The organism is Immundisolibacter sp. (genome assembly GCF_014359565.1).
GTDB lineage: Bacteria > Pseudomonadota > Gammaproteobacteria > Immundisolibacterales > Immundisolibacteraceae > Immundisolibacter.
In genome coordinates this window covers 441,323-466,364 of record NZ_JACIZD010000001.1, presented here as the reverse complement: position 1 = coordinate 466,364, position 25,042 = coordinate 441,323, and the positions used below count along the sequence as shown (strand labels likewise).

22 protein-coding genes are annotated in these 25,042 nt (G+C 70.0%); 8 read left to right on the top strand and 14 right to left on the bottom strand.

What is annotated here, in order from left to right; translation table 11 throughout:
* Positions 1-141: 141 nt before the first annotated feature.
* The 10 genes from lipB to H5U26_RS02195 form a co-directional block, all read right to left on the bottom strand.
* Positions 142-768: a lipoyl(octanoyl) transferase LipB gene (gene lipB, locus H5U26_RS02240; RefSeq protein ID WP_290616221.1), complete on the bottom strand. Its 627-nt coding sequence runs from the start codon at positions 766-768 to the stop codon at positions 142-144.
* A complete protein-coding gene (locus H5U26_RS02235) occupies positions 765-1,640 on the bottom strand; it encodes a D-amino acid aminotransferase (RefSeq protein ID WP_290616219.1) in 876 nt (291 codons plus the stop codon). Before H5U26_RS02235 ends, lipB begins: the two co-directional genes overlap by 4 nt.
* 4 nt (positions 1,641-1,644) lie before the next feature.
* Positions 1,645-2,787, bottom strand: coding sequence for a D-alanyl-D-alanine carboxypeptidase family protein (locus H5U26_RS02230; RefSeq protein ID WP_290616217.1), 1,143 nt, complete (start codon positions 2,785-2,787; stop codon positions 1,645-1,647).
* Positions 2,788-2,885: 98 nt separating this feature from the next.
* Complete coding sequence (locus H5U26_RS02225) at positions 2,886-3,734, bottom strand: septal ring lytic transglycosylase RlpA family protein (protein ID WP_290616215.1); 849 nt, start codon at positions 3,732-3,734, stop codon at positions 2,886-2,888.
* Positions 3,709-4,686 (bottom strand): lytic murein transglycosylase B, encoded by a 978-nt coding sequence (gene mltB / locus H5U26_RS02220; protein ID WP_290616213.1) that lies wholly within the window; start codon positions 4,684-4,686, stop codon positions 3,709-3,711. Before mltB ends, H5U26_RS02225 begins: the two co-directional genes overlap by 26 nt.
* On the bottom strand, positions 4,683-5,780 hold the full coding sequence (rodA, locus tag H5U26_RS02215) for a rod shape-determining protein RodA (RefSeq protein WP_290616211.1): 1,098 nt from the start codon (positions 5,778-5,780) through the stop codon (positions 4,683-4,685). The genes mltB and rodA overlap by 4 nt, the downstream gene beginning before the upstream one ends.
* The gene (gene mrdA / locus H5U26_RS02210; protein WP_290616209.1) at positions 5,777-7,603 is read right to left on the bottom strand and encodes a penicillin-binding protein 2; all 1,827 of its coding nucleotides are present in this window, start codon (positions 7,601-7,603) and stop codon (positions 5,777-5,779) included. The genes rodA and mrdA overlap by 4 nt, the downstream gene beginning before the upstream one ends.
* A gap of 4 nt (positions 7,604-7,607) precedes the next feature.
* On the bottom strand, positions 7,608-8,063 hold the full coding sequence (gene mreD / locus H5U26_RS02205) for a rod shape-determining protein MreD (protein ID WP_290616207.1): 456 nt from the start codon (positions 8,061-8,063) through the stop codon (positions 7,608-7,610).
* Positions 8,064-8,089: 26 nt separating this feature from the next.
* The gene (gene mreC, locus H5U26_RS02200; protein WP_290616205.1) at positions 8,090-8,968 is read right to left on the bottom strand and encodes a rod shape-determining protein MreC; all 879 of its coding nucleotides are present in this window, start codon (positions 8,966-8,968) and stop codon (positions 8,090-8,092) included.
* 45 nt (positions 8,969-9,013) lie between these two features.
* Complete coding sequence (locus H5U26_RS02195; RefSeq protein ID WP_290616204.1) at positions 9,014-10,057, bottom strand: rod shape-determining protein; 1,044 nt, start codon at positions 10,055-10,057, stop codon at positions 9,014-9,016.
* A 106-nt stretch (positions 10,058-10,163) separates the two neighbouring features.
* Here H5U26_RS02195 and gatC point away from each other — a divergent pair, with 106 nt between their 5' ends.
* Genes gatC through gatB form a run of 3 tightly spaced genes read left to right on the top strand, consistent with a single transcriptional unit; the run spans position 10,164 to position 13,374 of the window.
* Positions 10,164-10,451, top strand: coding sequence for an Asp-tRNA(Asn)/Glu-tRNA(Gln) amidotransferase subunit GatC (gene gatC, locus H5U26_RS02190; protein WP_290616202.1), 288 nt, complete (start codon positions 10,164-10,166; stop codon positions 10,449-10,451).
* Between the two features lie 32 nt (positions 10,452-10,483).
* Positions 10,484-11,941, top strand: a complete 1,458-nt coding sequence (gene gatA, locus H5U26_RS02185; protein ID WP_290616200.1) for an Asp-tRNA(Asn)/Glu-tRNA(Gln) amidotransferase subunit GatA — start codon at positions 10,484-10,486, stop codon at positions 11,939-11,941.
* Entirely contained in the window at positions 11,938-13,374 is a 1,437-nt protein-coding gene (gatB, locus tag H5U26_RS02180) for an Asp-tRNA(Asn)/Glu-tRNA(Gln) amidotransferase subunit GatB (RefSeq protein ID WP_290616198.1), read from the top strand. Before gatA ends, gatB begins: the two co-directional genes overlap by 4 nt.
* Before the next feature lie 93 nt (positions 13,375-13,467).
* Here the strand turns inward: gatB and H5U26_RS02175 are convergent, their stop codons facing one another.
* Complete coding sequence (locus H5U26_RS02175; RefSeq protein ID WP_290616196.1) at positions 13,468-14,094, bottom strand: Rieske 2Fe-2S domain-containing protein; 627 nt, start codon at positions 14,092-14,094, stop codon at positions 13,468-13,470.
* Positions 14,095-14,220: 126 nt separating this feature from the next.
* On the opposite strand from H5U26_RS02175, the gene H5U26_RS02170 reads away from it, so the two are divergent.
* The 3 genes from H5U26_RS02170 to H5U26_RS02160 are packed head-to-tail and all read left to right on the top strand — an operon-like array spanning position 14,221 to position 16,952.
* Positions 14,221-15,009 (top strand): SDR family oxidoreductase, encoded by a 789-nt coding sequence (locus H5U26_RS02170; protein ID WP_290616194.1) that lies wholly within the window; start codon positions 14,221-14,223, stop codon positions 15,007-15,009.
* Positions 15,010-15,014: 5 nt separating this feature from the next.
* Complete coding sequence (locus H5U26_RS02165; RefSeq protein ID WP_290616193.1) at positions 15,015-16,415, top strand: MFS transporter; 1,401 nt, start codon at positions 15,015-15,017, stop codon at positions 16,413-16,415.
* A gap of 51 nt (positions 16,416-16,466) precedes the next feature.
* On the top strand, positions 16,467-16,952 hold the full coding sequence (locus H5U26_RS02160; RefSeq protein ID WP_290616191.1) for a cold shock domain-containing protein: 486 nt from the start codon (positions 16,467-16,469) through the stop codon (positions 16,950-16,952).
* A gap of 145 nt (positions 16,953-17,097) precedes the next feature.
* On the opposite strand, the gene H5U26_RS02155 is transcribed toward H5U26_RS02160, so the two are convergent.
* From H5U26_RS02155 to H5U26_RS02145, 3 genes are all read right to left on the bottom strand, one after another.
* Positions 17,098-18,360 carry a dicarboxylate/amino acid:cation symporter gene (locus H5U26_RS02155; RefSeq protein ID WP_290616189.1) on the bottom strand — a complete coding sequence of 421 codons (1,263 nt, stop codon included), beginning with the start codon at positions 18,358-18,360 and terminating at the stop codon, positions 17,098-17,100.
* Positions 18,361-18,709: 349 nt separating this feature from the next.
* Positions 18,710-20,494: a long-chain fatty acid--CoA ligase gene (locus tag H5U26_RS02150; protein WP_290616187.1), complete on the bottom strand. Its 1,785-nt coding sequence runs from the start codon at positions 20,492-20,494 to the stop codon at positions 18,710-18,712.
* On the bottom strand, positions 20,491-22,923 hold the full coding sequence (locus H5U26_RS02145) for an acyl-CoA dehydrogenase (protein WP_290616185.1): 2,433 nt from the start codon (positions 22,921-22,923) through the stop codon (positions 20,491-20,493). Before H5U26_RS02145 ends, H5U26_RS02150 begins: the two co-directional genes overlap by 4 nt.
* A gap of 95 nt (positions 22,924-23,018) precedes the next feature.
* On the opposite strand from H5U26_RS02145, the gene H5U26_RS02140 reads away from it, so the two are divergent.
* Positions 23,019-23,630, top strand: coding sequence for an isochorismatase family cysteine hydrolase (locus H5U26_RS02140; RefSeq protein WP_290616183.1), 612 nt, complete (start codon positions 23,019-23,021; stop codon positions 23,628-23,630).
* A gap of 77 nt (positions 23,631-23,707) precedes the next feature.
* A complete protein-coding gene (locus H5U26_RS02135; RefSeq protein WP_290616181.1) occupies positions 23,708-25,042 on the top strand; it encodes an aromatic ring-hydroxylating dioxygenase subunit alpha in 1,335 nt (444 codons plus the stop codon).

The window sequence follows — 25,042 nt, the reverse complement described above, 5'->3', positions numbered from 1 at the left end:
GTCCCAGGCTCGCCGCGGGTCATGCGGCAACCAGGAACTCGGTCCCAGAGCATTCGCGGCGGGGCGCCGCTCCCACAATCCTTCTGCGTGGGAGGCCCGCCCTCGGGCCGAATGCGCCCGCCCGAATCGGCGTTGCGCCCGTCAGTCGGCCAGCGGCCGGTCAAGCAGCGTGGCAAGCGTCCTTGCCAGGCACTCACCGATCCGCTGCGGGTCCGCAGCGGCCGGCGCCAGGGTGCGCAGGTCCGTGACCGCCAGCCCGGCATAGCCACAGGGGTTGATGCGCTCGAAGGGCGCCAGGTCCATGGCCACGTTCAGGCTCAGGCCGTGGTAGGCGCAGCCCCGGCGCACGCGAAGCCCCAGCGCGGCGATCTTGGCCCCCGCCACATACACGCCCGGGGCGCCGGCGCGCCGTTCGCCGTCAATGCCCAGCGTGGCCAGAAGATCGATGACCGCCTGCTCCAGCGTGGTCACCAGCGCCTTGACGCCGATGTCGGCGCGTTTCAGGTCGAGCAGCGTGTACAGCACGACCTGCCCCGGCCCGTGGTGGGTGACCTGCCCGCCCCGATCACACTGCACGACCGGGATGTCGCCGGCGTCCAGCACGTGTTCCGCTTTGCCAGCCAGACCCAGCGTGAACACCGGCGGGTGCTGCAGCAGCCACAGCTCGTCCGGCGTGTCGGCCGTGCGCCGGTCGGTGAAGTCCTGCATGGCCGCCAGGCAGGCGGCGTAGTCCACCTGCCCCAGCCGGCGCAGGCGCAGCCCGGTCACTGGGCGCGCAGGTCGGCCTTGAAGGCCTGGTAGGCGTCCCACACCCGCCGCCAGGCCGGACCCGGCCGGCCGTCGCCGACCGGCGCGCCGTCGAGCTGCGTTACCGCCAACACTTCCTTGGTGGAGCTCGACAGCCAGATCTCGTCGGCCGCCAGCAGTTCCTTCAGGCGCAGCGGCCGTTCGTCGACCCGCAGGTCGACCTGCGCCGCCAGTTCCAGTACCAGGTCGCGGGTAATGCCGTGCAGCAGCCAGTTGCTCGGCGGCGGCGTGACCACGGCGCCGTCGATCACCGCGAACACGTTGGCGGCGGCACCTTCGGTGACCCAGCGCCCGCGATGCAGGATGGCCTCGTCGGCGCCGGCGTCGATGGCCTGCTGGCGCAGCATGGCCGCACCCTGCAGCGAGATCGACTTGATCTGGCACCACTGCCAGCGGATGTCGGCCAGGCTGATGGCTTTAAGCCCCCCCTCGACCTGGCCGGTCGGCACCGGCTTGAGTACGCGCGGCATGGCGAACACGGTCGGCGGGCAGTCCGGAAAGGCATGATCGCGCGGCGCCACGCCCCGGGTGACCTGCAGGTAAATGGACGCATCGCCGCCGCCGTGGCGGCTGAGCAGTTCGGTCAGGATTTCCGCCCAGCGCTGGGCCGGGTACGGGTTGGCGATGCGCGCCTCGGCCAGGCTGCGCTCCAGGCGCGCGATGTGCGCGTCCAGGCGCAGGTAATGCCCGCCGTAGGCAGGGATCACCTCGTACACGCCATCGCCGTAGATGAAGCCGCGATCCAGCGGGTGCACGCGCGCCTGCGACAGCGGCATGAAGGCGCCGTCGAAATGGACCGTGATGTCGGCCTCGTTGGGCAGGGCAACGCTCATGGGCTCATTCCTGCCACCACAGGCGGGCGGCGTCGATGGCGCGTCTGAAGATGTTGCCCTCGCCGACGTCGGCCAGCGCCACCAGCGGGCGCTCCATCAGGACCTCGTCACCGAGCTTCACCCGCAGCGTGCCCTGCGCCGAGCCCTTGGCCACCGGTGCGGTCAGGCGCGGGGCCACTTCCACCGAGGCGGCCAGTTCGGCGTACTTGCCGCGTGGCACGGTGATGTAGGCATCCTCGGCCAGGCCCAGCGGCACCGAGCGCTCCTGCCCGCCGAACACCGGGGCGTCGGTGCGCTTCTCGCCGGCCGGGTACAGACGGTGGGTTTCGAAGAAACGAAAACCCCAGTTGAACAGGGCCTGCGCTTCCTGGAAGCGCGAGCGGTCACTGGCGCTGCCCATGATGACCGCGATCAGGCGCATGTCCTCGCGCTTGGCGGAGGCCACCAGGCAGTAGCCGGCGGCCTCGGTGTAGCCGGTCTTGAGGCCATCGACGCTGGCGTCCCAGAACAGCAGGCGGTTGCGGTTCGGCTGGGTGATGTTGTTCCAGGTGAAGGACTTGAGCGCGTACCAGGGGTAGTAGTCGGGGAAATCGCGGATGGTGGCCGCCGCCAGGTGCGCCATGTCGAGCGGGCTGGAGTAGTGATCGTCCGCTGGCAGGCCGTGCGAGTTCACGAAATGGGTTTGCGTGAGTCCGAGCCGCTTGGCCTGGGCGTTCATGAGGTCGGCAAAGGCGGTCTCGGTGCCGGCCATGTGCTCGGCCAGCGCCAGTGTGGCGTCGTTGCCGGACTGCGTCAGCACGCCATGCACCAGCACCTCGACCGGCACCGGCTTGGCCGGGTCGATGAAGCTGCGCGAACCGCCGGTGCGCCAGGCATCGGCGCTGATGGTGATTTCCTCATCCAGCTTGAGCTCGCCTTTCTTGAGCGCATCGAAGGCCACGTAGGCGGTCATGATCTTGGTCAGGCTGGCCGGCGGCTGCGGCACTTCCGGATCCTTGGCCGTGAGCACCTGACCGGTGTGGTAGTCGTACAGCACGTAGCTGCGCGCGCCCAGCTGCGGGGCGCTGGGTATCGGCGCCGCGGTGGCGGCGGCCGTCAGAAACATCAGGCCGAAGGCGCGGCGGACAAGGGCATATCTGGATTGCATGGTGACTCTTGAGGTAAGTGGCTGGCCGCTGCCAGGAGGTGGCAACTGGCCCGCGAAAACGGTGTTAGGGATCCGAAAATCCTGACGATGTCGGTGAATCAGTGCGCCGGCAGGCGCAGGGCCGACAGGCCGAGCGCCCCCAGCCGGGCCACGGTCTGTTCCACCAGCGCCTGCGGCAGCGGGCCGACCCGCACCCGGTGCAGCCAGCGATTGTCGCTGTTGGCCGGCTGCACGCTGACCGGCGCCAGCGCCTCGCCGCGCAGGCGACTGGCCAGGCGCTGCGCGGCGGCGGCCTCGCCAAAGGCGCCGACCTGCAGGTAGACCGCATCGGTCGGCAGTGCTCGCGCGCCCGGCGATGCGCTGGCCGTGATGACCGCCGGCGCGGGCGATCCGCCCGGCAGCACGGCCCGCACCTCGACCAGTCCGCTGCCGTGGCCGACCAGGCCCAGCTTGGCCGCGGCCACGTAGGACAGATCGATCAGCCGGCCGCGCCTGAACGGTCCGCGGTCGTTGATTCTAACGATCACGCTGCGGCCGTTGGCCAGATGCGTGACCCGCGCGTAGCTCGGAATCGGCAGGGTCGGGTGCGCGGCGGTCATGGCCAGCATGTCGTAACGCTCGCCGTTGGCGGTCGGGCGGCCGTCGAACTCGCGCCCGTACCAGCTGGCGATGCCGCGCGCCTGGTAACCGGCTGCGCTGGCCAGCGGCCGGAACGCGACGCCTTCGACCTCATACGGGCGCAGGCACGGCTGGCACAGGGGTTCGGCGCGCGGCACGGCGTCCGGGATGGCGTCGATGTCCACCGCCGTGGTCGGCGGGCCGTCCTTGCGGTAGTCCGGCCCGGGCCGGCTGCCGGGACCGGCGCAGCCGGCCAGAAGCAGCACCAGCAGCAGCGCCAGCCGGCCGGCGGCGACATCGGATTCAGGGTGAGGCCGGGTGCTGCGCACCGATGGCTGCCGCCAGTTGCGTGACCGCCATCGCGTACAGCGGGCTGTGGTTGTAGCGGGTGATGGCGTAGAAGTTCTGGAAACCGAGGTGGTACTCGTCGCCCTGCTCGGCCTCCAGGCGGATCAGCGCCGCCTTGCGCGAGCCGGGCGCCGCGCCGGGGGCGCTGACGCCGCCGGCAAGCAGCTGACTCACGGTGTACTTCAGGGCCGGATCGGTCCCGCCCAGGCTGGCCGCGGCGGGGGTTGCCGTGGCCGCGGCGGTGATCGGCTGGCCCGCTTCCCAGCCGTGACGGCGCAGGTAGTTGGCCACGCTGCCGATGGCGTCGGCCGGGCTGCCGAGCAGGTCGCGCCGGCCGTCCTGGTCGAAATCCACCGCGTAGGCGCGGTAGCTCGACGGGATGAACTGCGGCAGGCCCAGCGCGCCGGCATAGGAGCCGTTCAGGCCGGTCAGGTCCAGCCGTTCCTCGCGGCCCAGCAGCAGCAGTTCACGCAGTTCGCGGCCAAAGAAGGCACTGCGCGGCAGGCCGGCGATGGTCAGCGTGGTCAGCGCGTCGAGCGCCCGGTAGCGACCGGTGACGGCGCCGTAACGGGTCTCCACGCCGATGATGGCGGTGATGATCGACGCCGGCACGCCGTGTTCGCGCTCGGCCCGCGCCAGCAGCGCCGCGTGTTCGCGCCAGAAGGCCACGCCGCCGTCGATGCGCTGCTGGGTCAGGAAGATCGGCCGGTAGCGATACCAGGGCATCTTCTCGGCCGGACGGGTGATGGCGTCGACGATGCCCTGCTGGAACTGCGCGCCGGCCAGCAGGCGCTCGACATCGGCCCGCGCGAAACCGTCCTGGCTGACCAGGGTATCGATCAGGGCCTGCAGCGGCGGATGTTCGGCCAGCGGCACGGCCGAGGCCGGCGCGGCGCTGCCCAGCGCCAGCAGCAGGGCGGCCAGACGCCTCATGCCGGCCACAGTTTGCGATGGGCGCGGATGCCCATGAGCATGCCGAAACCGAGCATCAGGGTAACCATCGAAGTGCCTCCGTAGCTGACCAGCGGCAGCGGTACCCCGACCACCGGGAGCACGCCGCTGACCATGCCGATATTGACCACAACATAAACGAAAAACGTGCACACCAGTCCGCCGCCCAGCAGCCGGCCAAAACCGTCGCTGGCCTGCGCGGCAATGTGCATGCCGCGGCCGATGATAAAGCCGTACAGCAGCAGCAGGCCGATGGCGCCCAGCAGGCCGAATTCCTCGCCGAACACGGCGAACACGAAGTCGGTGGCGCTTTCGGGCAGGAATTGCAGGCGCGTTTGGGTGCCTTCGAGCCAGCCTTTGCCGTAGAAACCGCCCGAGCCGATGGCGATGGTCGACTGGATGATGTGGTAGCCGGTGCCCAGCGGATCGCGCTGCGGATCGAACAGGGTCAGCACGCGCTGGCGCTGGTAGTCATGCATGCCAAACAGCCACATCAACGGTGCAGCGGCGGCCGCCAGCCCTGTGAAAAGGCCGATCACCCGCCAGCTGAGGCCGGCCAGAAACAGCACCGACAGGCCGGCCGCCGCCACCAGCAGCGAGGTACCAAGATCCGGCTGGACGGCGATCAGCAACACCGGCAGCAGCGCCAGTGCGCCGCTGACCAGAATGTCACGCGCCGTCGGCGGCAATGGGCGGTCGCTCAGGTAGCGCGCCACCATCATCGGAACGGCCAGCTTGGCCAATTCCGAGGGCTGGAAGCGCAGCGGGCCGAGCTCCAGCCAGCGCTGTGCGCCGTGGCCGATGGCACCAATGGCGTCGACCACCAGCAACAGCAGCAGCGTGAGCAGGTAAATCGGCGCCGCCAGGCGCTGCAACCAGGCGATCGGGACCTGCGCCACCGCCACCAGCAGCAGCAGGCCGAGCCCCACCCGCAGGCCCTGGTTTTTCACCGCCGGCAGGGCTTCGGCGCCGGCGCTATAGGCCAGCAGCAGGCCAATGGTGCACAGGCCAAGCAGGCCGATCAGCAGCGCCCAGTCGATGGCGATCCGCCGCCAGAAAGCGAGCCAGTTGTTCATGTGCCTCCCGGGCGCGCCAGCCAGGCATCGAGCACCTGCCGGGCCACCGGCGCGGCGGTGCCACTGCCCGAGCCACCATGCTCGACGACCACTGACAGCGCGATGCGCGGCGCTTCCAGCGGCGCGTAGGCGATGAACAGCGCATGGTCCTGAAGATGCTGTGGCGCCGTGCGACCGCGGTCGTCGGCACGCTGGCTGAGCTTGAACACCTGCGCCGTGCCGGTCTTGCCGGCCGCGCTGTACGGCGCACCGGCGAGCGCCCGAAAGGCGGTACCGCCGGGCGAGACCACGGCATGCATGGCATCGGCAATGATCTGCCACTGCTCGGGGCTGGCCTGTGGCGACTGGCCGGGCGCGGCCGGCGGCAGGCCAAGCGGTGGCGCTACCAGTCGCGGCGTCGGCGTTTGGCCACGACTGGCCAGCAGTGCCGTGGCGTAGGCCAGCTGCAGCGGTGTGGCGGTGTTATAGCCCTGACCGATGCCGGCAATCAGGGTCTCGCCCGGATACCAGGGCGCCTTGCGGGCACTGCGCTTCCAGGCCTGCGACGGCAGCACACCGGCCTGCTCGCCGGGCAGGTCGATCCCGGTGCGCGCCCCCAGCCCGAAGCGGCCCAGCTGCTCATGCATGCGGTCGATGCCCAGCTTCAGGGCCAGGTCGTAGAAATACACGTCACAGGACTGCGACACGGCCCGCAGCAGTTCCATGCGGCCGTGGCCGTGGCGTTGCCAGCAGCGGTAGCGGTGCGGGGAATTGCCCAGCGTGTACCAGCCGGGGCACCAGACGTGACTGTCGGGCGTCACCACGCCGCTGACCAATCCGGCCAGGCCCATCAACGGCTTGATGGTCGAGCCCGGTGGGTACAGCCCACGCAGGGCCCGGTCGGTCAGCGGTCGCTCCGGATTGTCCATCAGGCCGCGGTAATCCGCGTTGCCGATGCCGCCGACGAACAGGTTCGGATCGAAGGCCGGCTCGCTGACCATGGCCAGCACATGGCCGCTGCTCGGGTCGATGGCCACCACGGCACCCGGGCGCTGCGCCAGCGCGGCCTGCGCCGCCCGTTGCAGGTCGATGTCCAGTTCGAGGCGCAGCGGCGTGCCCGGCTGCGCCCGGGTGCGATCGAGCACCTGCAGCCGCCGCCCATGGGCATCCACTTCCACCTGCTGATAACCGACCCGGCCCTGCAGCAGCGCGTCGTAGAAGTTCTCGACGCCGGTCTTGCCGATGCTGTCGGTGGCGCGCTGCTCGGCGCTGGCCTGCGCCAGTTCCGCTTCGCTGACGCGGCCGACGTAACCGACCACGTGCGCGGTCAGCGAGCCGAGCGGGTAATGGCGCGACAGGTCGCCGCGCAGCTCCACGCCGGGAAACTGATGACGGTGGGCGGCAAAGCGCGCCGCCTCGGTGTCGTCCAGGTTGCGACGCAGCACCAGCGCCTCGAAGCGCGGGCGGGTGCGGCGCAGGCTGGCGAAGCGCTCCAGGTCGGCAGGACGCAGGTCGATCAGGCGCCCGAGTCCGGCCAGTGTGGCGGCCGTGTCCGGCACGCTCTCGGGCGTCAGGTACAGGCTGTAACTGGACACATTCTCGGCCAGCAGCGTGCCGTTGCGGTCCGTGATGACGCCGCGCGCCGGCGCGATCACCTCGGCGCGGATGCTGTTGTTACGGGAAGCGGTGGCGTAGCGGTCGTGCTGCACCACCTGCAGGAAGCCCAGGCGTACCAGCAGACCGCCGCCGGCCAGTGCCATCAAGACCAGCAGCAGCGCCGCGCGGCGCCGGAACAGGCGCAGTTCCGCTGCCGGGTCCTTGATGGTCTGCTGGCGGCGCACCATGGGCTCAGCGACTGGCGCGGCGGCGCAGGTCGCGCAGGGTCAGGAACAGCCACGGCCACACCAGGGCGCCGCTGAAGGCCGGCAGCAGCATGCCGGCCGACACCGGCCGCCCGCTGCTGCCGGTCACCAGCGCCACGATGAGTTGCTGTACCAACAGCAGCGGCACCAGCAGCAGCGCCTGCTGCCACAACGGCAACACGCGCAGACGCTGATGTTCGGCCAACACGGCGGCCGCCACCACGGCCAGCGCCAGCGCATGCTGGCCCAGCGGCGCGCCGGTGAGCGCGTCCTGCAACAGGCCCAGCGTGAAGCCGGCGGTTATCCCCACCCGGTCCGGCTGGGCCAGGCACCAATAGGCCAGCACCAGGGTCAGCCAGGGCGGCTGCCAGGCCACCGCCCAGGCCGGCAGCGGCGCCGACAACAGCAATCCTGCCGCCAGCAGGCTGGCGGCGATGGCCATGCTCCGGGGCGGGACGGGCGCGGCGCTCACGGGACTGACGCCGGGGCCGTCGCGGCGCCGGGATCGGCGGGCGCAGTCTGCGCCGCCGGCCATACCAGCAATACCTCCTGGATGCGGTCCACGCGACCGCGCGGCGTGGCCTGCACCTCGGCGAACTCGCCCTCGCCGATGCGGTTCACGCTGCTGACCGTGGCCACCGGCAGGTCCGGCGGGAACACATCGTCCAGCCCGGACGTGACCAGCGCGTCGCCCACTTCCATATCGACGTGGTTGGGCAGGTAGGGCAGGTCGAGCGCACCGATCGGCCCGCGGCCCACGGCGATGGCGCGTACCCCGCTGCGGACGCACTTGACCGGTATGGCGTGCCGGCTGTCGGTAATCAGCAGCACCTGACTGGTCTGCGCCGCCACGTGCTGCACCTGGCCGACCACGCCGTCGGCATCGAGCACCGGCTGGCCGACGAACACGCCCTGCAGGGAGCCCTTGTCGATCTGGATCTGCCCGATGTAGGGGTCCAGGCCGACCTTGACCGTGCCGGCGATCAGCGCCCGCAGCGGCTGCTGCGTGTGCGCCAGCGAATCGAGCAAGGCACGCAGGCGGCGGTTTTCGGCCTGCAGGGCGTCCAGCGTCTGCACCTGCAGATGCAGGCGCAGGTTCTGCTCGCGCAGGGCAGCGGTCTGCGCGCGCAGGACGGCGCGTTCGCGCAAGTTGTCGGTGCCCCAGGCCCAGGCCCGAAACGGCAGATCGATGGCCTGCTGCACCGGGTGCAGCACGGTCAGCAAGGTGCTGCGCAGCGGCACCAGGCGCGGACCGCGCTGGTCCAGAAACAGCAGCACCACTGCCGCCAGCGTTGCCAGCAGCAGGCGGAGCGCCAGCGACGGGCGGCGCCGGAACAGGCTAGGCATGGGACATGCGGCGATACCGCGCGACCGGATCGGCCGCGCGGGAACTCACTCCTCGTCGAAGATGTCGGTGACCTGGTCGATGAAATCGAGCGCCATCTCGCCGCCCTTGGCCACGCACAGCATCGGCTCGTCGGCCACCACCACCGGCAGGCCGGTTTCCTCCGAGAACAGCCTGTCGATGCCGCGCAGCAGCGCGCCGCCGCCGGTCAGCACCATGCCGCGCTCGGCCACGTCGGCGGAAAGTTCCGGCGGGATCTGTTCGAGCGCCTTGCGCAGGCCGGCGATGATGCCGTGCAGGGGGTCCTGCAGCGCCTCGAGCACCTCGTTGCTGTTGAGCGTGAAGCTGCGCGGCACGCCCTCGGCCAGGTTGCGGCCGTTGACCTGGATTTCCAGCACCTCGTTGCCCGGATAGGCCGAACCGATCTGATGCTTGATGGTCTCGGCCGTGGACTCGCCGATCAGCGTGCCGTAGTTGCGGCGCACGTAGTTGATGATGGAGTCGTCGAACTTGTCGCCGCCGATGCGCACCGACTCCGAGTACACCAGACCGTTGAGCGAGATGACCGCAATCTCGGTGGTGCCGCCGCCGATGTCGATGATCATCGAGCCGGTGGCCTCGCTGACCGGCAGCCCGGCGCCGATGGCGGCGGCCATGGGTTCCTCGATCAGATATACTTCGCGGGCCCCGGCGCCGAGCGCGGATTCACGAATGGCGCGCCTTTCCACCTGCGTCGAGCCGCAGGGCACGCCCACCACCACGCGTGGACTGGGGCGGAAGAAACCACGTTCGTGCACCTTGCGGATGAAGTGCTGCAGCATCTTCTCGGTGACGTAGAAATCCGCGATCACGCCGTCCTTGAGCGGCCGGATGGCGGTGATGTTGCCGGGCGTGCGACCGAGCATGCGCTTGGCCTCGATGCCCACCGCCTGGATCACCTTGCGGCCGTTGGTGCTGGCGCCGTGGCGGATGGCCACCACGGAAGGCTCCTGCAGCACGATGCCTCGCCCGCGTACCGACACCAGCGTGTTGGCGGTGCCAAGGTCGATGGCAAGATCACTCGAAAAAAGCCCGAACAGTTTTTTGAACATCAGTGGGTCCGACCGGCCTCTAAGATATTGGAACGGCAACAAAACTGCCGTGGCGCCGCAATCTAGCAACGGCGCCCGGCGTTAACAACCAGCGGCGAGGAACAGGGTGTCGATAAGCAGCGACGAGGTGCGCAAGGTGGCGCATCTGGCCCGCATCGAGGTGTCGGCCGGGCAGCTGACGACCTATGCGGCCGAACTGAGCACCATTCTGGAACTGGTGACCCAGCTGGACGGTGCCGACACCGCGCAGGTGCCCCCCCTGGCCCATCCGATCGACGCCAGCCAGCGCCTGCGCGCCGATACCGTCGCCGAAACCGACCAGCGGCGCCGCTTCCAGGCCATCGCACCGGCGGTGCAGGACGGCCTGTATCTGGTGCCAAAGGTCATCGAATGAGCGCAGTTTACACCCCACGGCAAGCCTGACCCATGCTCGACCAGACCCTGACCGAACAGGCCGCCGCGCTGCGCCGGGGCGATTATTCGGCCACCGAACTGACGGCCGCCTACCTGGCCCGCATCGGCGCTCGAAACGCTGCACTGAACGCCTTCATCACCGTCACGGCCGAGGCGGCCACCGCGGCTGCGGCGGCCGCCGACGCGGCGCTGGCCGGCGGCGATGCCGGTCCGCTGGCCGGCATCCCGATCGCCCACAAGGACATCTTCTGCACCGACGGTGTGCGCACCAGCTGCGCGTCGCGGATGCTGGACAACTTCATCGCGCCCTACGACGCCACCGTGGTCCAGCGCCTGGCCGCCGCCGGCGCGGTGATGCTGGGCAAGACCAACATGGACGAGTTCGCGATGGGCTCGTCGAACGAGACCTCGTTCTACGGCCCGGTGCGCAACCCCTGGGATCTGGATCGCGTGCCGGGCGGCAGCAGCGGCGGTTCGGCGGCGGCGGTGGCGGCCGGCCTATGCAGCGCGGCGACGGGCACGGATACCGGCGGTTCGATCCGCCAGCCGGCAGCCCTGACCGGCATCTGCGGCCTGAAGCCCACCTACGGCCGGGTGTCGCGCTACGGCATGGTGGCGTTTGCCTCGTCGCTGGACCAGGCCGGGCCGATGGCCCGCTCGGCGGCCGACCTGGCGCTGCTGCTGCAGGTCATGGCCGGTTTCGACGAGCGCGACTCGACCTGCATCGACCGCCCGGTGCCGGATTACGCGGCCGCGCTGGAGGCGCCCTTGAGCGGCCTGCGCATCGGCCTGCCGGCGGAATATTTCAATGCCGGCCTGGATACCGCCGTCGGCGATGCCGTGCGCGCGGCTCTGGCGGAACTGGAGCGCCTGGGCGCCCAGCTGGTGGACATCGCGCTGCCGCACACGGCGCTGTCGGTGCCGGCCTATTACGTCGTCGCGCCGGCCGAGGCCTCGTCGAACCTGGCCCGCTATGACGGCGTGCGCTACGGCTACCGGGCGCAAAATCCGGCCGACCTGACCGATCTGTACAAACGCACGCGCAGCGAGGGCTTCGGTGCCGAGGTCAAGCGGCGCATCCTGATTGGCACCTACGTGCTGTCGGCCGGCTACTACGACGCCTATTACCTGAAGGCCCAGCGTGTGCGGCGGTTGATTCGTGAAGACTTTCTGAGCGCGTTCGGGCAGGTGGACGTGATCGCCGCGCCGACCACGCCGCAGCCGGCCTTTCGCCTGGGCGAGAAGCAGCACGACCCGGTCGCCATGTACCTGTCGGACATCTACACCATCGCGGCGAATCTGGCTGGCCTGCCGGCCTTGTCCGTTCCCTGCGGGCTGGTGCAGGGCCTGCCGGTGGGGCTGCAGCTGATCGGCCGCGATTTCGACGAGGCGCGGTTGCTGAACGTCGCCCACCGCTACCAGCAGGTGACCGACTGGCACATGCGCCGCGCGCCGGAGGCCCAAGCATGAGCGCCTGGGAAACCGTCATCGGCCTGGAAGTCCACTGCCAGCTGGCCACCCGCAGCAAACTGTTCTCGGGCGCCGCGACGGCATTCGGCGCGCCGCCGAACACGCAGGCCTGCGCCATCGACCTTGCGCTGCCCGGCGTGCTGCCGGTGCTCAATCGCGAGTCGGTGGCCATGGCCATCAAGTTCGGCCTGGCCGTCGGCGCGCAGATCGCGCCGCGCTCGGTGTTCGCGCGCAAGAATTATTTCTACCCGGACCTGCCCAAGGGCTACCAGATCAGCCAGTACGAGCTGCCGATCGTCGCCCGCGGCCACCTCGACATCACGCTGCCGGACGGCACCGTCAAGCGCATCGGCATCACCCGCGCCCACCTGGAGGAAGACGCCGGCAAGTCCCTGCACGAGGACTTCCACGGCCTGACCGGCATCGACCTGAACCGCGCCGGCACGCCGCTGGTGGAGATCGTCTCCGAGCCGGAGCTGTCCAGCGCCGCCGAGGCGGTGGCTTACTTGAAAAAACTGCACGCCCTGGTGCGGTACCTGGAAATCTCCGACGCCAACATGCAGGAAGGCTCGTTCCGCTGCGACGCCAACGTGTCGGTGCGCCGGGTCGGCGACAGCAAACTGGGCACGCGGGCCGAGATCAAGAACATCAACTCGTTCCGGTTCGTGGAGCGCGCCATCGAGGTCGAGGTCGAGCGTCAGATCGAGCTGCTGGAAAGCGGCGGCCAGGTGGTGCAGGAAACCCGCCTGTACGACGCCGAGCGCAACCAGACGCGCGCCATGCGCAGCAAGGAAGAAGCCAACGACTACCGTTATTTCCCCGATCCGGACTTGCTGCCGATCCAGGTGTCCGAGGCCTGGGTGGAGCAACTGCGCGCGCAACTGCCGGAACTGCCGCAGGCCCGTCAGGCGCGCTTCGTGTCCCAGTACGGCCTGTCCGACTACGACGCCGGGTTGCTGACGACCGAGCGCGAGCTGGCCGACTACTTCGAAGCCGCACTGGCCAGCGGCGCGGAACCGAAGCTCGCCGCCAACTGGATCAACGGCGAACTCGCCGCCGCCCTGAACCGCGACGATCTGCCGATCACCGCCTCCCCGATCGGCCCGGCCGCGCTGGGCGGACTGCTCGGGCGCATCGCCGACCAGACCATTTCGGGCAAGATCGCCAAGGACGTGTTCGCCGCCATGTGGCAGGGCGAGGGCGAGGCCGACGCCATCATCCAGGCGCGGGGGCTGAAGCAGATCACCGACAGCGGCGCCATCGAGGCGGCCGTCGAGGAGGTGCTGGCCGCCAATCCGGAGCAGGTCGAGCAGCTTCGGGCCGGCAAGGACAAGGTGCTCGGTTTCCTGGTCGGGCAGGTGATGAAGGCCACCGGCGGCAAGGCAAACCCGGCGCAGGTGAACGCGCTGTTGCGATCAAAAGTGGGCGTTTAGCAGACCGCGACCTGTGGGAGGCCCGCCCCGGGCCGAATGCTTGATTGGAGGGTTCGCGGCGAGGGCGCCGCTCCCACACACACCGTTCGTGGCTTACCAGAACGCCCACAACTGCCCGTCCTGTTCCCGGTGAGCCAGCGCCCGCAGCGGCCGTGAGCCCTTGGCCACGCACATGCCGCTGCCAAGATCGAACGCCCAGCCGTGGCGGGGGCAGGTCAAGCGCTCGCCGTCGATGGCCAGCTCCGGGATGTCGGTGCTCTGGTGCGGGCAACGGGCGTCGTAGACCATCAGCTCGGTGCCCGTGCGGTGAATGAACACGGCGCGGCCGTCGGCCTCGCGGCGCACGCAGCCGGCGGGCGGCAGCTCGGCCAGCGGCGCCAACGCATGCCAGTCCGGCACGTGGCCTAGCTGCTCCAGGCGAAACTCCGGCAGGTCCAGCGCCAGCAGCTGGTCCACTGCCCACACGACCCGCGTCAGGCCCAGCATCGGAAAGGCCATCAACAGCGCGTCGAGCACCTCGTCGGCGCTGGCGCCGCTGCGCAGCGCGCGCGTCAGGTACTGCCGAAAGCCGCGTTCGGTCTGCGCATGGACCTTGCTGATCAGCGAAATCAGCGCCCGGGTCTTGGGGTCCAGACGCCGCCCGGCCACCTTCAGAAAGGCGAAATACGGCTGCATGGCGTCCGGGCGGGCCTGGATCAGGTAATCGAGGGCTTGGCTCATGGCGGGTGCTCGCGGCGACAGCGGATAGTTCCATTATCGGGCCGGTGCTGGCGCTTTTATCAATACCGGACCCAGGCTGCGCCAGCCGCTACACTGCCGGGCGCCCCCCCCAGGAGGAGACACGACATGGAACTGGCGCTGCGCGGAAAGATTGCGCTGGTCACCGGCGCCAGCGCCGGTATCGGCCGGGCGATTGCCCAGGCGCTGGCGGCCGAGGGCGTGCAGCTGACGCTGTGCGCGCGGGGCGAGGCGCCGCTGCGCGCCGTGACCGACCAGCTGGCGCAGCGCCACGGCATCACTGCGCTGGCGGTGCCGGCCGACCTGTCCAGCGAGGCGGGCATCGGCCAGCTGGTGGCGGCCCACACGGCCCGTTTCGGCGCCCTCGACATTCTGGTCAACAACGCCGGCTCCATCCGCGCCGGCTCGCTGCTGAGCAAGCCCGAATCGGAGTGGCAGGAGGATTTTGCGCTCAAGTTCTGGGGCTACGTGCGCCTGACGCGCGCCGTCTGGCCGCTGCTGGTGGCGCGCGGCGGTGGGCGGGTGCTGAACATCATCGGCGGCGCCGGCCGCCAGCCAAGCGCCGGCTATCTGGCCGGTGGCGCCGCCAACGCTGGCCTGATGAACCTGACCAAGGCGCTCGGTGACGAGGGCGCGCCGCACGGCATCCTGGTAAACGCCATCAATCCCGGTCCGGTGCGCACCGCTCGCTGGCAAAGCCTGATGCAGCGCCAGGCGGCCGAGCGCGGCCTCACCGTGGCGCAGCTGGAAGCCGAGCAGCTGGCCCACGTGCCGCTGCGCCGCGGCGCCGAGCCGGAAGAAATCGCCACCGCGGCGGTGTTCCTCTGTTCGGCCGCGGCCAGCTACATCACCGGCACCACGCTGCAGGTGGATGGCGGCCTGGCGCGCTGCATCTGACGCCGATGGCCGGTTTTGCCGATCTGCTGCGCGAGGGTCGGGCACCGCTGACGGTGACGCTGGCGCTCGGCATCGCCCTGCACGCCATGGACGTGTTCCTGGTCGCCACGGTGATGCCGACCGTGGTGGCCGACATCGGCGGCGTGCGCTTCTACGCCTGGGTGTCGATGCTGTACATGGTCGGCTCGATCGTGGGCGCCGCCAGCTCGGGGCCGCTGCGCAGCGCCTACGGCCCGCGTCACGCCTATGTGCTGGCCGGCGGCTTGTTCCTGGCCGGCTCGCTGGCGTGTGCGGTGGCGCCCAACATGCCGGTGTTGCTGGCCACGCGCACGGTGCAGGGCTTCGGCGGCGGCCTGATCGTGGCGCAGTCGATGGCGCTGGTCAGCGAGCTGTACAGCGCCGAGCTGCGCAAGCTGATGCTGGCGTCCATTTCAGGCATGTGGGCGGCGGCGGCGCTGATCGGCCCGGCGCTGGGCGGCCTGTTTGCCGAGGCCGGTTTCTGGCGCGGTGCGTTTGGCGTGAATGTGCCGATCATCGCCGTGTTCAGCCTGCTGGCCGCCCGCCATCTGCCGCAGGTGCTGGCCGGGCGCGCGCGCCAGCCGTTTCCGCTTGGCCGGGTCGGACTGCTGGGCGCCGGCGTGCTCGGCGTGGCGGCGGCCGGTCAGCTGGCTGGCACGCCGCTGCGCCTGGCGGCGCTGGCGCTCGCGCTGCTGCTGGTCGGCGGCGCCTTTGCTCTGGACCGGCGTGGCGCGGTGCGACTGTTTCCACGCCGCGCCGCGTCGCTGCGGGCACCGGTGGGCGTGGCCTACGGCCTGTTCGTGACCTCGTCGGTCCTGCACACCACCATTACCGTGTTCGTGCCGCTGCTGATGCAGCAGGTCTATCACCTGCGCCCGCTGCACGCCGGCTACTTCGCCAGTCTGCTGGCGGTCGGCTGGACCGCCGCCTCGCTGACCACCGCGCGCTGGCAGGGCGCCGCCGAGCGGCGCGCCATCATCGGCGGGCCGCTGCTGATCCTGGCCATGACCGGCGTTCTCTTGGCCGGACTGGGGCAGCTTGCCGCGCCGGCGGTGGGCGTGGCGTTGGTCATGCTCGGCTTTGGCGTCGGTGCGCTGAGCATCCACCTGATCGCCTTCACCATGCAGCACGCCAGTCCCGGCGAGGAGAGCATCACCGCCGGCAGTATCCCAACCGTGCGCACGCTGGGCATCGCGTTCGGCTCGGCGCTGGCGGGCGTCATCGCCACCCTGGCCGGACTCAGCGCCCACGTCGACGCCGAGGTGGTCCGGCGCGCGGTGGGCGCCGTCTATGCGGCAAGCCTGGCAGTCGCAGCGGCACAGACGCTGCTGGCCTGGCGCCTGCTGCGCCTGGCGCCGGCACCGCGCGACCGGGTCGGGCGGCTATAATGCCCGGCCCTGGCCCGCAACGGGCGGGGGCTGGCGGCGCGAACGGGCGCGATGGTGGGCGACCACGCCGTTGCTGGCGGGATCCGCCGACCGGTCGCGCAACCCGGTTCGCGCCGCTTCCAGATCGTCCTGCGCCTCGTCACCGCGACCGCTTCCGCGCAGCCACCCACTCTTCAGCGCAGCTCCATGAAAGGCACCGTCAAACGTTTTTACTTCCGCAAGGGTTTTGGTTTCATCGAAGGCGACCAGGGCACCGAATATTTTTTTCACTACACCGATTTCACGGGCGACAAGGAAGCCCTGCGCCCCGGGCTGGAGGTCGAGTTCGAGGCCCAGCAGGGTGACAAGGGCCCGTGCGCGGTCGCCGTGGTTCAGCCCGGCGGCAAGCCGGCTGCGGCCCGCCCGCGTTCAACCAACCGCGCGCCTGCCGCCGGCGCCCCGCGACGCGCGGCGCGGCCCTATCTGCCATTCGCCGCCGGACTGGTGCTGGGAATCATCCTGGGCGCCGTGGGCCATATCTGGCTGAGCGGGCTGTAGCCATCGGAAAACCGTAGCCCGGCTGCGGCGGGTGATCACCGCGTTGTAGGAGTCCGGCTGTGCCGGGCGATCATCGCGCAGCAAAGCTGTGCTCCCACCGGGTTTTTCCCGCTGGCGGGCGCACGGAAACCCAGAACGGCTTCATTCAGCGCTCCCCTGCCGGCTCCGGCGCAGTAGCGCCGGAGCCGGCACCAGCAAGGGTGGCTGTGGTCAAGCGCAGCCACCGATCCAGCGCCGCCGAGCCGACCATGTCCGAAGTGGTGTTCAGCAGGGAACGGGCGCGGGCAATGATCCAGTCCACGGACAGCAGCACCGCCAGCGCCTCGGTCGGCAATCCCAGTCCACCCAGCACCAGTGTCAGCGCCACCACGCCGGCCTCCGGCACGCCGGCCACACCCATCGCCGCCACCACGCAATACAGCGCGGCAAACACCTGCGCGCCCAGGCTCATGTCGATGCCCATGGCCTGCGCCAGCGCCAGCAGGGTAAAGCCCTCGTACAGAATGATGCCGTCGTTGTTCAGATTGGTGCCGACACACGCGGCCAGCGTCGATGCGCGCCGCGAAATGCCCAGCCGGTCAAGTGCCCGCAGCGTCAGGGGCAGGGCCACCAGGCTGCTGTTGACACTGAACGCGTAGAGCACCGGCTGCGCAGCCTGGCTCCAGAACCGGCGCAGCCCGATGCGCGCGTACAGCAGCAACCAGACGCTGTAGGTGCCCAGCACATGCACCGCCATGCCCAGCAGGCACAGGGCAACGTACCGTCCAAGGCCGGTGAACGACGCCAGTCCGTGCTCGGCAGTCACGTTGGCGCTGGCGCAAAACACCGCCAGCGGGACCAGCTTGACGATCCAGATCAGCAGCGTCTCCCACACGTCCCGCAGCACCGAGACCAGCACCTCGCCCTTGTCCATCAGTGGCAGGGTGTCGGCGTCCCGCGTCAGTCGCACGCGGCGCCAGGCAAAGCCGAACGCGATCGCCACCATCACCATCGGCATGATGCTGTTGTCCACGAACGGCTGAACAACGCTGCTGGGCAACTGCCGGGCGAGCAGGTCGCCAAAATCGATCGGCCGCAGGGTGGCCGCAGAGGCGCTGATCAACGGCCGCAAGTACTGGCCCGGCTGCAGTGCATTGGCCAGCGCGATGCCGATGGCTATCGCGAAAATGGCGTTGACCAACGCGATCGTCAGCAGCTTCAGGAAATCCGTACCGGCGACGCGAAAGCGCAAGATCGCCTCCAGCACGGCGAAAAATACCAGTGGCGTGGCGGCTGCCTTGATCAGCTGCAGCACCCACTTTGCGACCGGCGCCAGCGCCGGAGCGGTGGCCGGATCGGCCAGTCCGAATGCCGCCCCGGCCAGCAGGGCGATGATGACGAGGCCTACGTTGCCGAGCAGTTTTTTCATGAAATGTCGGGGTCCGGTTCGAGTTGAAGCGGCCAGGAAATTCAGGCGCCCGGCGGCTCGGCCCGGCAAGCTTGCGTTCCATGCAACATCCCGCCCGACACCGGCCCGGCCCGCACCGGCACCACGCCCTGCGCAAGGTGGCCGATCTGGTCGCAGGGATTGCGCGCCGCGTGCGCCAGTGCGTCGAGCCAGAAACCGGACCCCTCGCCCTCATGTCCTGCCTTCGGCTGGCAAGCGGCAGCAAGCCCTTGCTGTGGTGGGGCGCGGCGCAAGCCGCGGCGTTCTGGCGATGCTTTCTGCGGATTCCGCCGCGCACCGACTGCCGGCTGCCTGCCGGACTGGATGGGGCTCATGCCCGATACAGTGCCTCGATGACCTCGCCGTAGCGTTCAGCCAACTTCCCGCGTCGCGCCTTCTGGGTGGCGGTCAGCAGACCGTTGGCTTCGGTCCATTCCTCGAGGGTCAGATGCACGCGGCGCAGCCGGGCGTAGCCCGGAAAGGCGTGCAGCGCGGTCTCGGTGCGTGCCAGTACCGCCCGTTCGGCGCGCGGGTCGGTCAGGGAGGCGGGGGCGTCGGCATCCAGCCCCAGTTCGGCGGCAAGCTGCGCCCACTGCTGGCGATGCAGCACCAGTATGGCGGCCAGATACGGCCGCCCCTCGCCGACCAGCAGGGCCTGATGGATCAGCGGGTCGAGCATCAGCGCCTGTTCGATGTCGACCGGCGGCACCTTCTCGCCGTTGGCGAGCACGATGATGTCCTTCAGGCGGCCGGTGATGTACCAGTGGCGGCCCCGCTGGGCGGCGATGTCGCCGGTGTGCAGCCAGCCGTCGGCATCGATCACGGCGGCGCTGGCTTCGGCGTCGTGCCAGTAACCGGCCATCACGCCGGGGCTTTTGGCGAGCAGTTCGTCGCCCGCACCGAGGCGCAGTTGCACGTCCGGCAACGGCAGGCCGACGCTGTCCGGCCGGTTGTCGTCCAGCGTGTTGACGGTGAGCACGGGGCTGGCTTCGGTCAGGCCATAGCCCTGCAGCAGCGGCAGGCCGAGGCTGATGAACAGCTGCGCCACGTCCGCTGGCAGGGCGGCGCCGCCGCAGATGGCCACGCGCAGCCGACCGCCGAGGCGATCGAGCACCGGCCGCGCCACCAGGCGGCGCAGCAACGGCAGGGCGGCCAGCAGTGGCGTGCCACGCGCCCGGCCCTGTGCGCGCTCGAAATCCCGCCAGCCGAGCTCGAGCGCCGCAGCGAACAGCTGGCGCACCGGCCACGGGCGCTTGGCGATGCTGTCGCGGATGGCGACGGCGCTGCGTTCGAACACGCGCGGCACGCTGACCAGCACGCTCGGACGTACGGCGAGCAGATCGTCCGCGAGGTGCTGGATACCGCGCCCGAAGGCGACCGTAGCGCCGGCCAGCAGCGGCAGGTAGTAGCCGATGGTGCGCTCGAGCGTGTGCGACAGCGGCAGGAAGGACAGGAACACATCGTCCGGCCTGACCGGCACCATGGATTCCGCCGCCGCGGCATTCCACAGCATGTTGCGATGACGAAGCATGACGCCCTTGGGCCGGCCGGTGGTGCCGGAGGTGTAGACGATGCTGGCCAGCGCCTCGCCGTCGGTGCACTCCACCGCAAACTCGCCCTGCGCCGGCAGCCAGTGGTTCAGCGACAGCACCCGGTCGTCATCGGCCTCGCCCTGCGCCAGCACCACCCGCTGCAGGGCACCCAGGTAGCCGTGCGGCAGCAGCGCCTGCCACTGGTCGGCGCTTTCGGTCAGCAGCAGGGCGGCGCCGGAGTGCTCCAGCACGTAGCCGGCGTTGTCCGGCCGGTCGTCGCGGTAGATGGGCACCGTCACCAGGCCGAGCGCCAATGCGGCCAGGTCGAAACATACCCAGTCCGGGCCGTTGGGCAGCATCACCGCCACCCGCGCTCCGGCCGGCAGATGCTCGTTGCGCAGCGCGGCCTGAAAGCGGCCGACCCGCCGCGCGACCTCGCGCCAGCTCAGCGCATGCCAGACGTCGTCCACGAAATGCCGATAGGCGACAGCGTCCGGGCTGCGCGCCAGACGCTCGCGCAGCAGGCCGGCGAGCGTGCCGGCCTGCTGCCAGGGGATGACGGCGTGCGGCGCGCTGCGGGTCACGCGGTAGCGGAGCGCGCGAAGCTGTCGGCCGGGAAGGCGTCGACGGCAATGATCTCGCGCACCAGCGCCTGGTATTGCGCCAGCACTGCTGCCTCGCCGGCATCCAGCACGCCGGCGTCCTGCGCCTGGGCCAGCACGTCCTGGTCAGCCGAGAGGGCGCCGGCCTTGAGCGCGCCACGCAGCTTGCGCTGCGCCTGGCCGGCGAGGTCGGCCTGTTCGATGGCCAGCTCCAGCCGGCCGATGGCCTCGGCCGCGTCGCGCGTGAGGTAAATGCCGCCCGTCAGGCGGTCGCGCGTCTCGCCCGGCGCGAGCAGCAATTCCGCCACCTGCTTATCCAGCGCGTCGTCCGGTCCGCGGCTCGGCCGGCCGGTCGGAAAGACCAGCCAACGCAGCAGGCAACCGAGCGCACGGTTGGGGTAGTTGGCGAACAGACCATCGAAGGCGCTGGCCATGCGCGCCAGGCAGTCATCCATCGCCCAGCGCAGCAGCGGCAGGTCGTCCTGCGGCTGGCCCTGCTGGGCGTGCCGCCACAGCACGGCGCTGGCCAGGTACAGCTCCGACAGCACGTCGCCCAGACGCGCCGACAGGCGCTCGCGGCGTTTCAGGTCCCCGCCCACGACCAGCATGGTGATGTCCGCGGCCAGCGCAAAGGCCGCACTCATCCACGACAGGCGCTGCTGGTAGCGGCCGAGCGGGCCGTCGCCGGGCACCTGCGCCAGGCGGCCCCGACTCAGACCCAGCCAGAAGCTGCGCGCGGCATTGCCCAGCAGGTAGGCGCCGTGCGCCAGCAGCAGCGGATCGAAGCGCTTCAGCGCCAGGTCGGGGTCTTCCTCCTGCGCGGCCTGCATTTCGTCCAGCACGTACGGGTGAGCGCGCACCGCGCCTTGGCCGAAGATGATCAGGCTGCGGGTGAGGATGTTGGCGCCCTCGACCGTGATCGCCACCGGCATGACCTGATAGTAGCGGCCCAGGAAATTGCGCGGCCCGAGCATGACGCCGCTGCCGGCCTGCACGTCCATAGCGTCGTTGACCACGCGCCGGCCGCGCTCGGTGAGGTGGTATTTCAGGATCGCCGTCACCACCGCCGGCCGCTCACCCTCGTCCAGCGCGTACAGCGTCAGGCGGCGGGCCGCATCCATCTGGTAGCACTGGCCGCCGATGCGGGCCAGGGCCTCCTGCACGCCCTCGAAGCGGCCGATCGGCAGCCCGAACTGCTCGCGCACCCGGGCATAGGCGCCGGTGTGGCGGGCGGCCACCTTGACCACGCCGGTGGACAGCGCCGGCAGCGAGATGCCGCGGCCTTCCGACAAACAGCTGACCAGCATCTGCCAGCCGCGGCCGATGCCGGCCTCGCCGCCGATGATCCACTCCAGCGGCGCGAACACGTCCTTGCCGTGCAGCGGGCCATTCTGGAACGGCACATCCAGCGGCAAGTGGCGCTCGCCGCGGCTCACGCCGGGCGTATCGGCCGGCAGCAGCAGCACCGTGATGCCACGCTCGACCGCGCCGCCGAGCAAGCGATCCGGATCGCGCAGCGTGAAGGCCAGACCGATCAGCGTCGCCACCGGACCGAGGGTGATGTAGCGCTTCTCGAAGCTCAGGCGCACGCCGAGCACCTCCTCGCCTTCATGCTGGCCGCGGCAGACCACGCCCGCATCCGGCAGCGCCCCGGCATCCGACCCGGCCTGCGGGCCGGTCAGGGCAAAGCAGGGAATGTCCTGGCCGCTGGCCAGGCGCGGCAGGTAATGATCCTTTTGCGCCGGCGTGCCGTAGTGGCGGATCAACTCGGCCGGCCCGAGCGAATTGGGCACCATGACGGTGATGGCGGCAGTCACGCTGCGGCTGGCGAGTTTCATCACCACCGCCGAATGCGCCCGGTGGCTGAAACCCTTGCCGCCGAACTCGGTCGGGATCATCAATCCGAAGAAGCCTTCCTCGCGCAGCGTCTGCCACACCTGCGGCGGCAGATCGGCGTCGACGTGCGTGATGCGCCAGTCGTCGAGCTGCGCGCACAGCCGCTCGACCGGGCCGTCCAGGAAGGCCTGCTCGTCGTCGCTCGGCGGCGGATCGGCAAAGCCGCCGAGCCGCTCCCAATCCGGCTGGCCGGAGAACAGCTCGCGCTCCCACCACACACTGCCGGCCTGCATCGCCTCGCGCTCGGTGTCCGACAGCGGCGGCAGTTTCCGGCGATAGAAGTCCAGCACCGGCGCGGTCACATACTCGCGCCGCCAGTCATCGGCAAACAGCAGCACGGTCACGGCCAGCCACAGCAGCCACAGCGGCAGCGCCAGCCACCACGACAGGCCGCCGACGCTCGCCAGCAGCAGCGTCGCGCCCAACACCGTGGTGGCCGGCGTGCGCTCGAGTCGGCGATAAGCCACCACGCTGCCCATCAGCAGCAGCGCCAGCAGCCACAGCGCGGCGGTCATTGGCCACCCCGCGTCGATTGCCGGGCCAGGGAGCGATCCCTACAATCCGGGCGACCGTTCAGGCGCGCAACCCGACCATAGGCTGCAGAAAATCCATGGCCCTCAGCATCGACAAGTCCAAGACCGCCCTGCTGGTAATGGACGTGCAAAACGACATCACGCATCCGGATTCCCCCATGGCACAGCAACTGGGCTTCGCCGGCATGATCCAGCAGACCGGCATGCTCAACAAGCTGCGCCGCCTGATGGACGCCTGCCGGGCCAGCGCCGTACCGGTGATCCATGTGCTGATCGATCTTGAAGCCGGCGTGCAGCCGCGCTGGCCGCACCGCGGCGCGTTCTTTGAGATGGTCGGCGGCGGCAAGGTGTGCAAGCGCGGCACCTGGGGCGGCGATCCGGCCGAACTGGTCAAGCCGCTGCCGGGCGAGCCGGTGGTCTACAAGTGCATCTTCAGCGCCTTCGTGAGCTCCGGCCTGCAGGAGCTGCTCGACGGCCGCGGCATCACCGACTTGATCCTGAGCGGCGTCAGCACCGACGCGGTGGTGGAATCCACGGCCTGGGACGCCAACGACCGCGGCTACAGCAACATCCTGGCCGAGGACTGCTGCGTGTGCGGCACGCAGGAGGCGCACGAGATCACCGTGCGGCGCATGGCCGGGCGCCTGGACATCGCGACCGCCGACCAAATCATCGCCGCGCTGGGCTGACTGCCGGCCGCGTCGGCAAACTTCCCCCGCCAGAGGCCGGCACAGACCGGCCCGGCCTTTGCAACGAGGAGTGGAACATGGACCAGATCACCGACCGCGACGGCCTGAAACTCGCCGAACTGCTCGACTGCGTGCAGGACGCCCCGGACCAGGGTCGCTTCGAGGTGGCGCGGCGCATCTTTGCCGACCCGGCCATCTTCGAACTCGAAATGCGCAACATCTTCGAGTCGACCTGGGTCTACCTGGCCCACGAGAGCCAGATCCCGAACGCCAACGACTTCGTGGCCGCCCGCATCGGCCGCAAGCCGGTGCTGGTCACGCGCGGCGAGGACGGGCAGGTCCACGCCTTCCTGAACAGCTGCTCGCACCGCGGCGCGGAGCTGACCAGCAGCAAGCGCGGCAACAGGCGCGCCCTGACCTGCCCGTATCATGGCTGGGTGTACGACAGCAGCGGCCGCTGCGTGAACGTGGATGCCGAGCCGCGCGGCGGCTACCCGGACTACTTCGCCGGCCTGTCGCACGATCTGGCGCGGGTCAAGGTCGGCGTGTACCGCGGCTTCGTGTTCGGCAGCCTGAACGAGTCCGTGGAGCCGCTTGCGCAGTACCTTGGCGGCTCGGCGGCGGTCATCGACGCCATGGCCGACCAGTCCCCGGACGGCCTGGAGCTGCTGCGCGGCGGCATCCGCTACACCTGCCGCGCCAACTGGAAGATGCAGCTGGAGAACATCGACGGCTATCACTTCTTTCCGGTCCACACCAGCTACATCGGGCTGATCCTGGAGCGGCAAAAGAAAGCCACCAACACCCTCAAGACCATCGACCCGACGCAGATGGCCAGCCTGCCGGGCGGCAGCTACCAGTTCGAGAACGGCCACAGCATGGACTGGGGCCTGATGCCCAACGGCGACGACCGCCCGCTGGGCTTCCAGCGCGAGCGCATCACGCGCCAGTTCGGCCCGGACAAGGCGCGCTGGATGATCGACGCCGTGCGCAACCTGGTGGTGTTCCCGAACCTGCTGCTGATGGACCAGTCGTCCTCGACGGTGCGCATCGTGCATCCGCTGTCGGTCGATCAGACCCTGATCGAGGTGTACTGCGTGGCGCCCAGGGGTGAGCCAAAAGCCGCGCGCGAACGCCGACTGCGCCAGTTCGAGGACTTCCTGGGGCCGGCGGGCCTGGCCACGCCGGACGATCAGGCGGTGATGGAAGCCTGCCAGCGCGGCTTCACGGCCTCACGCCGGCCGTATCTGCAGGGGCATTTTCGCGGCATGACGCATGTGACCGCCGGCGCCGACGACAACGCCAGGGCAATAGGGCTTGCGCCGCAGTTCAGCGGCAGCGACATCGACGATGAGACCTTCACCCACACCCAGTACCGGCAGTGGCTGCGCCTGATGACGCAGGCGGACTGA

Coding starts and splice junctions, on each gene's coding strand:
- gatA (WP_290616200.1), top strand. CDS start 10,484: ATGCTCGACCAGACCCTGACCGAACAGGCCGCCGCGCTGCGCCGGGGC.
- mreC (WP_290616205.1), bottom strand. CDS start 8,968: ATGCCTAGCCTGTTCCGGCGCCGCCCGTCGCTGGCGCTCCGCCTGCTG.
- mltB (WP_290616213.1), bottom strand. CDS start 4,686: ATGAGGCGTCTGGCCGCCCTGCTGCTGGCGCTGGGCAGCGCCGCGCCG.
- H5U26_RS02235 (WP_290616219.1), bottom strand. CDS start 1,640: ATGAGCGTTGCCCTGCCCAACGAGGCCGACATCACGGTCCATTTCGAC.
- H5U26_RS02165 (WP_290616193.1), top strand. CDS start 15,015: ATGGCCGGTTTTGCCGATCTGCTGCGCGAGGGTCGGGCACCGCTGACG.
- mreD (WP_290616207.1), bottom strand. CDS start 8,063: ATGGCCATCGCCGCCAGCCTGCTGGCGGCAGGATTGCTGTTGTCGGCG.
- H5U26_RS02175 (WP_290616196.1), bottom strand. CDS start 14,094: ATGAGCCAAGCCCTCGATTACCTGATCCAGGCCCGCCCGGACGCCATG.
- H5U26_RS02155 (WP_290616189.1), bottom strand. CDS start 18,360: ATGAAAAAACTGCTCGGCAACGTAGGCCTCGTCATCATCGCCCTGCTG.
- rodA (WP_290616211.1), bottom strand. CDS start 5,780: ATGAACAACTGGCTCGCTTTCTGGCGGCGGATCGCCATCGACTGGGCG.
- H5U26_RS02170 (WP_290616194.1), top strand. CDS start 14,221: ATGGAACTGGCGCTGCGCGGAAAGATTGCGCTGGTCACCGGCGCCAGC.
- gatB (WP_290616198.1), top strand. CDS start 11,938: ATGAGCGCCTGGGAAACCGTCATCGGCCTGGAAGTCCACTGCCAGCTG.
- H5U26_RS02140 (WP_290616183.1), top strand. CDS start 23,019: ATGGCCCTCAGCATCGACAAGTCCAAGACCGCCCTGCTGGTAATGGAC.
- mrdA (WP_290616209.1), bottom strand. CDS start 7,603: ATGGTGCGCCGCCAGCAGACCATCAAGGACCCGGCAGCGGAACTGCGC.
- H5U26_RS02160 (WP_290616191.1), top strand. CDS start 16,467: ATGGTGGGCGACCACGCCGTTGCTGGCGGGATCCGCCGACCGGTCGCG.
- H5U26_RS02230 (WP_290616217.1), bottom strand. CDS start 2,787: ATGCAATCCAGATATGCCCTTGTCCGCCGCGCCTTCGGCCTGATGTTT.
- H5U26_RS02145 (WP_290616185.1), bottom strand. CDS start 22,923: ATGACCGCCGCGCTGTGGCTGCTGGCGCTGCTGCTGATGGGCAGCGTG.
- H5U26_RS02135 (WP_290616181.1), top strand. CDS start 23,708: ATGGACCAGATCACCGACCGCGACGGCCTGAAACTCGCCGAACTGCTC.
- H5U26_RS02195 (WP_290616204.1), bottom strand. CDS start 10,057: ATGTTCAAAAAACTGTTCGGGCTTTTTTCGAGTGATCTTGCCATCGAC.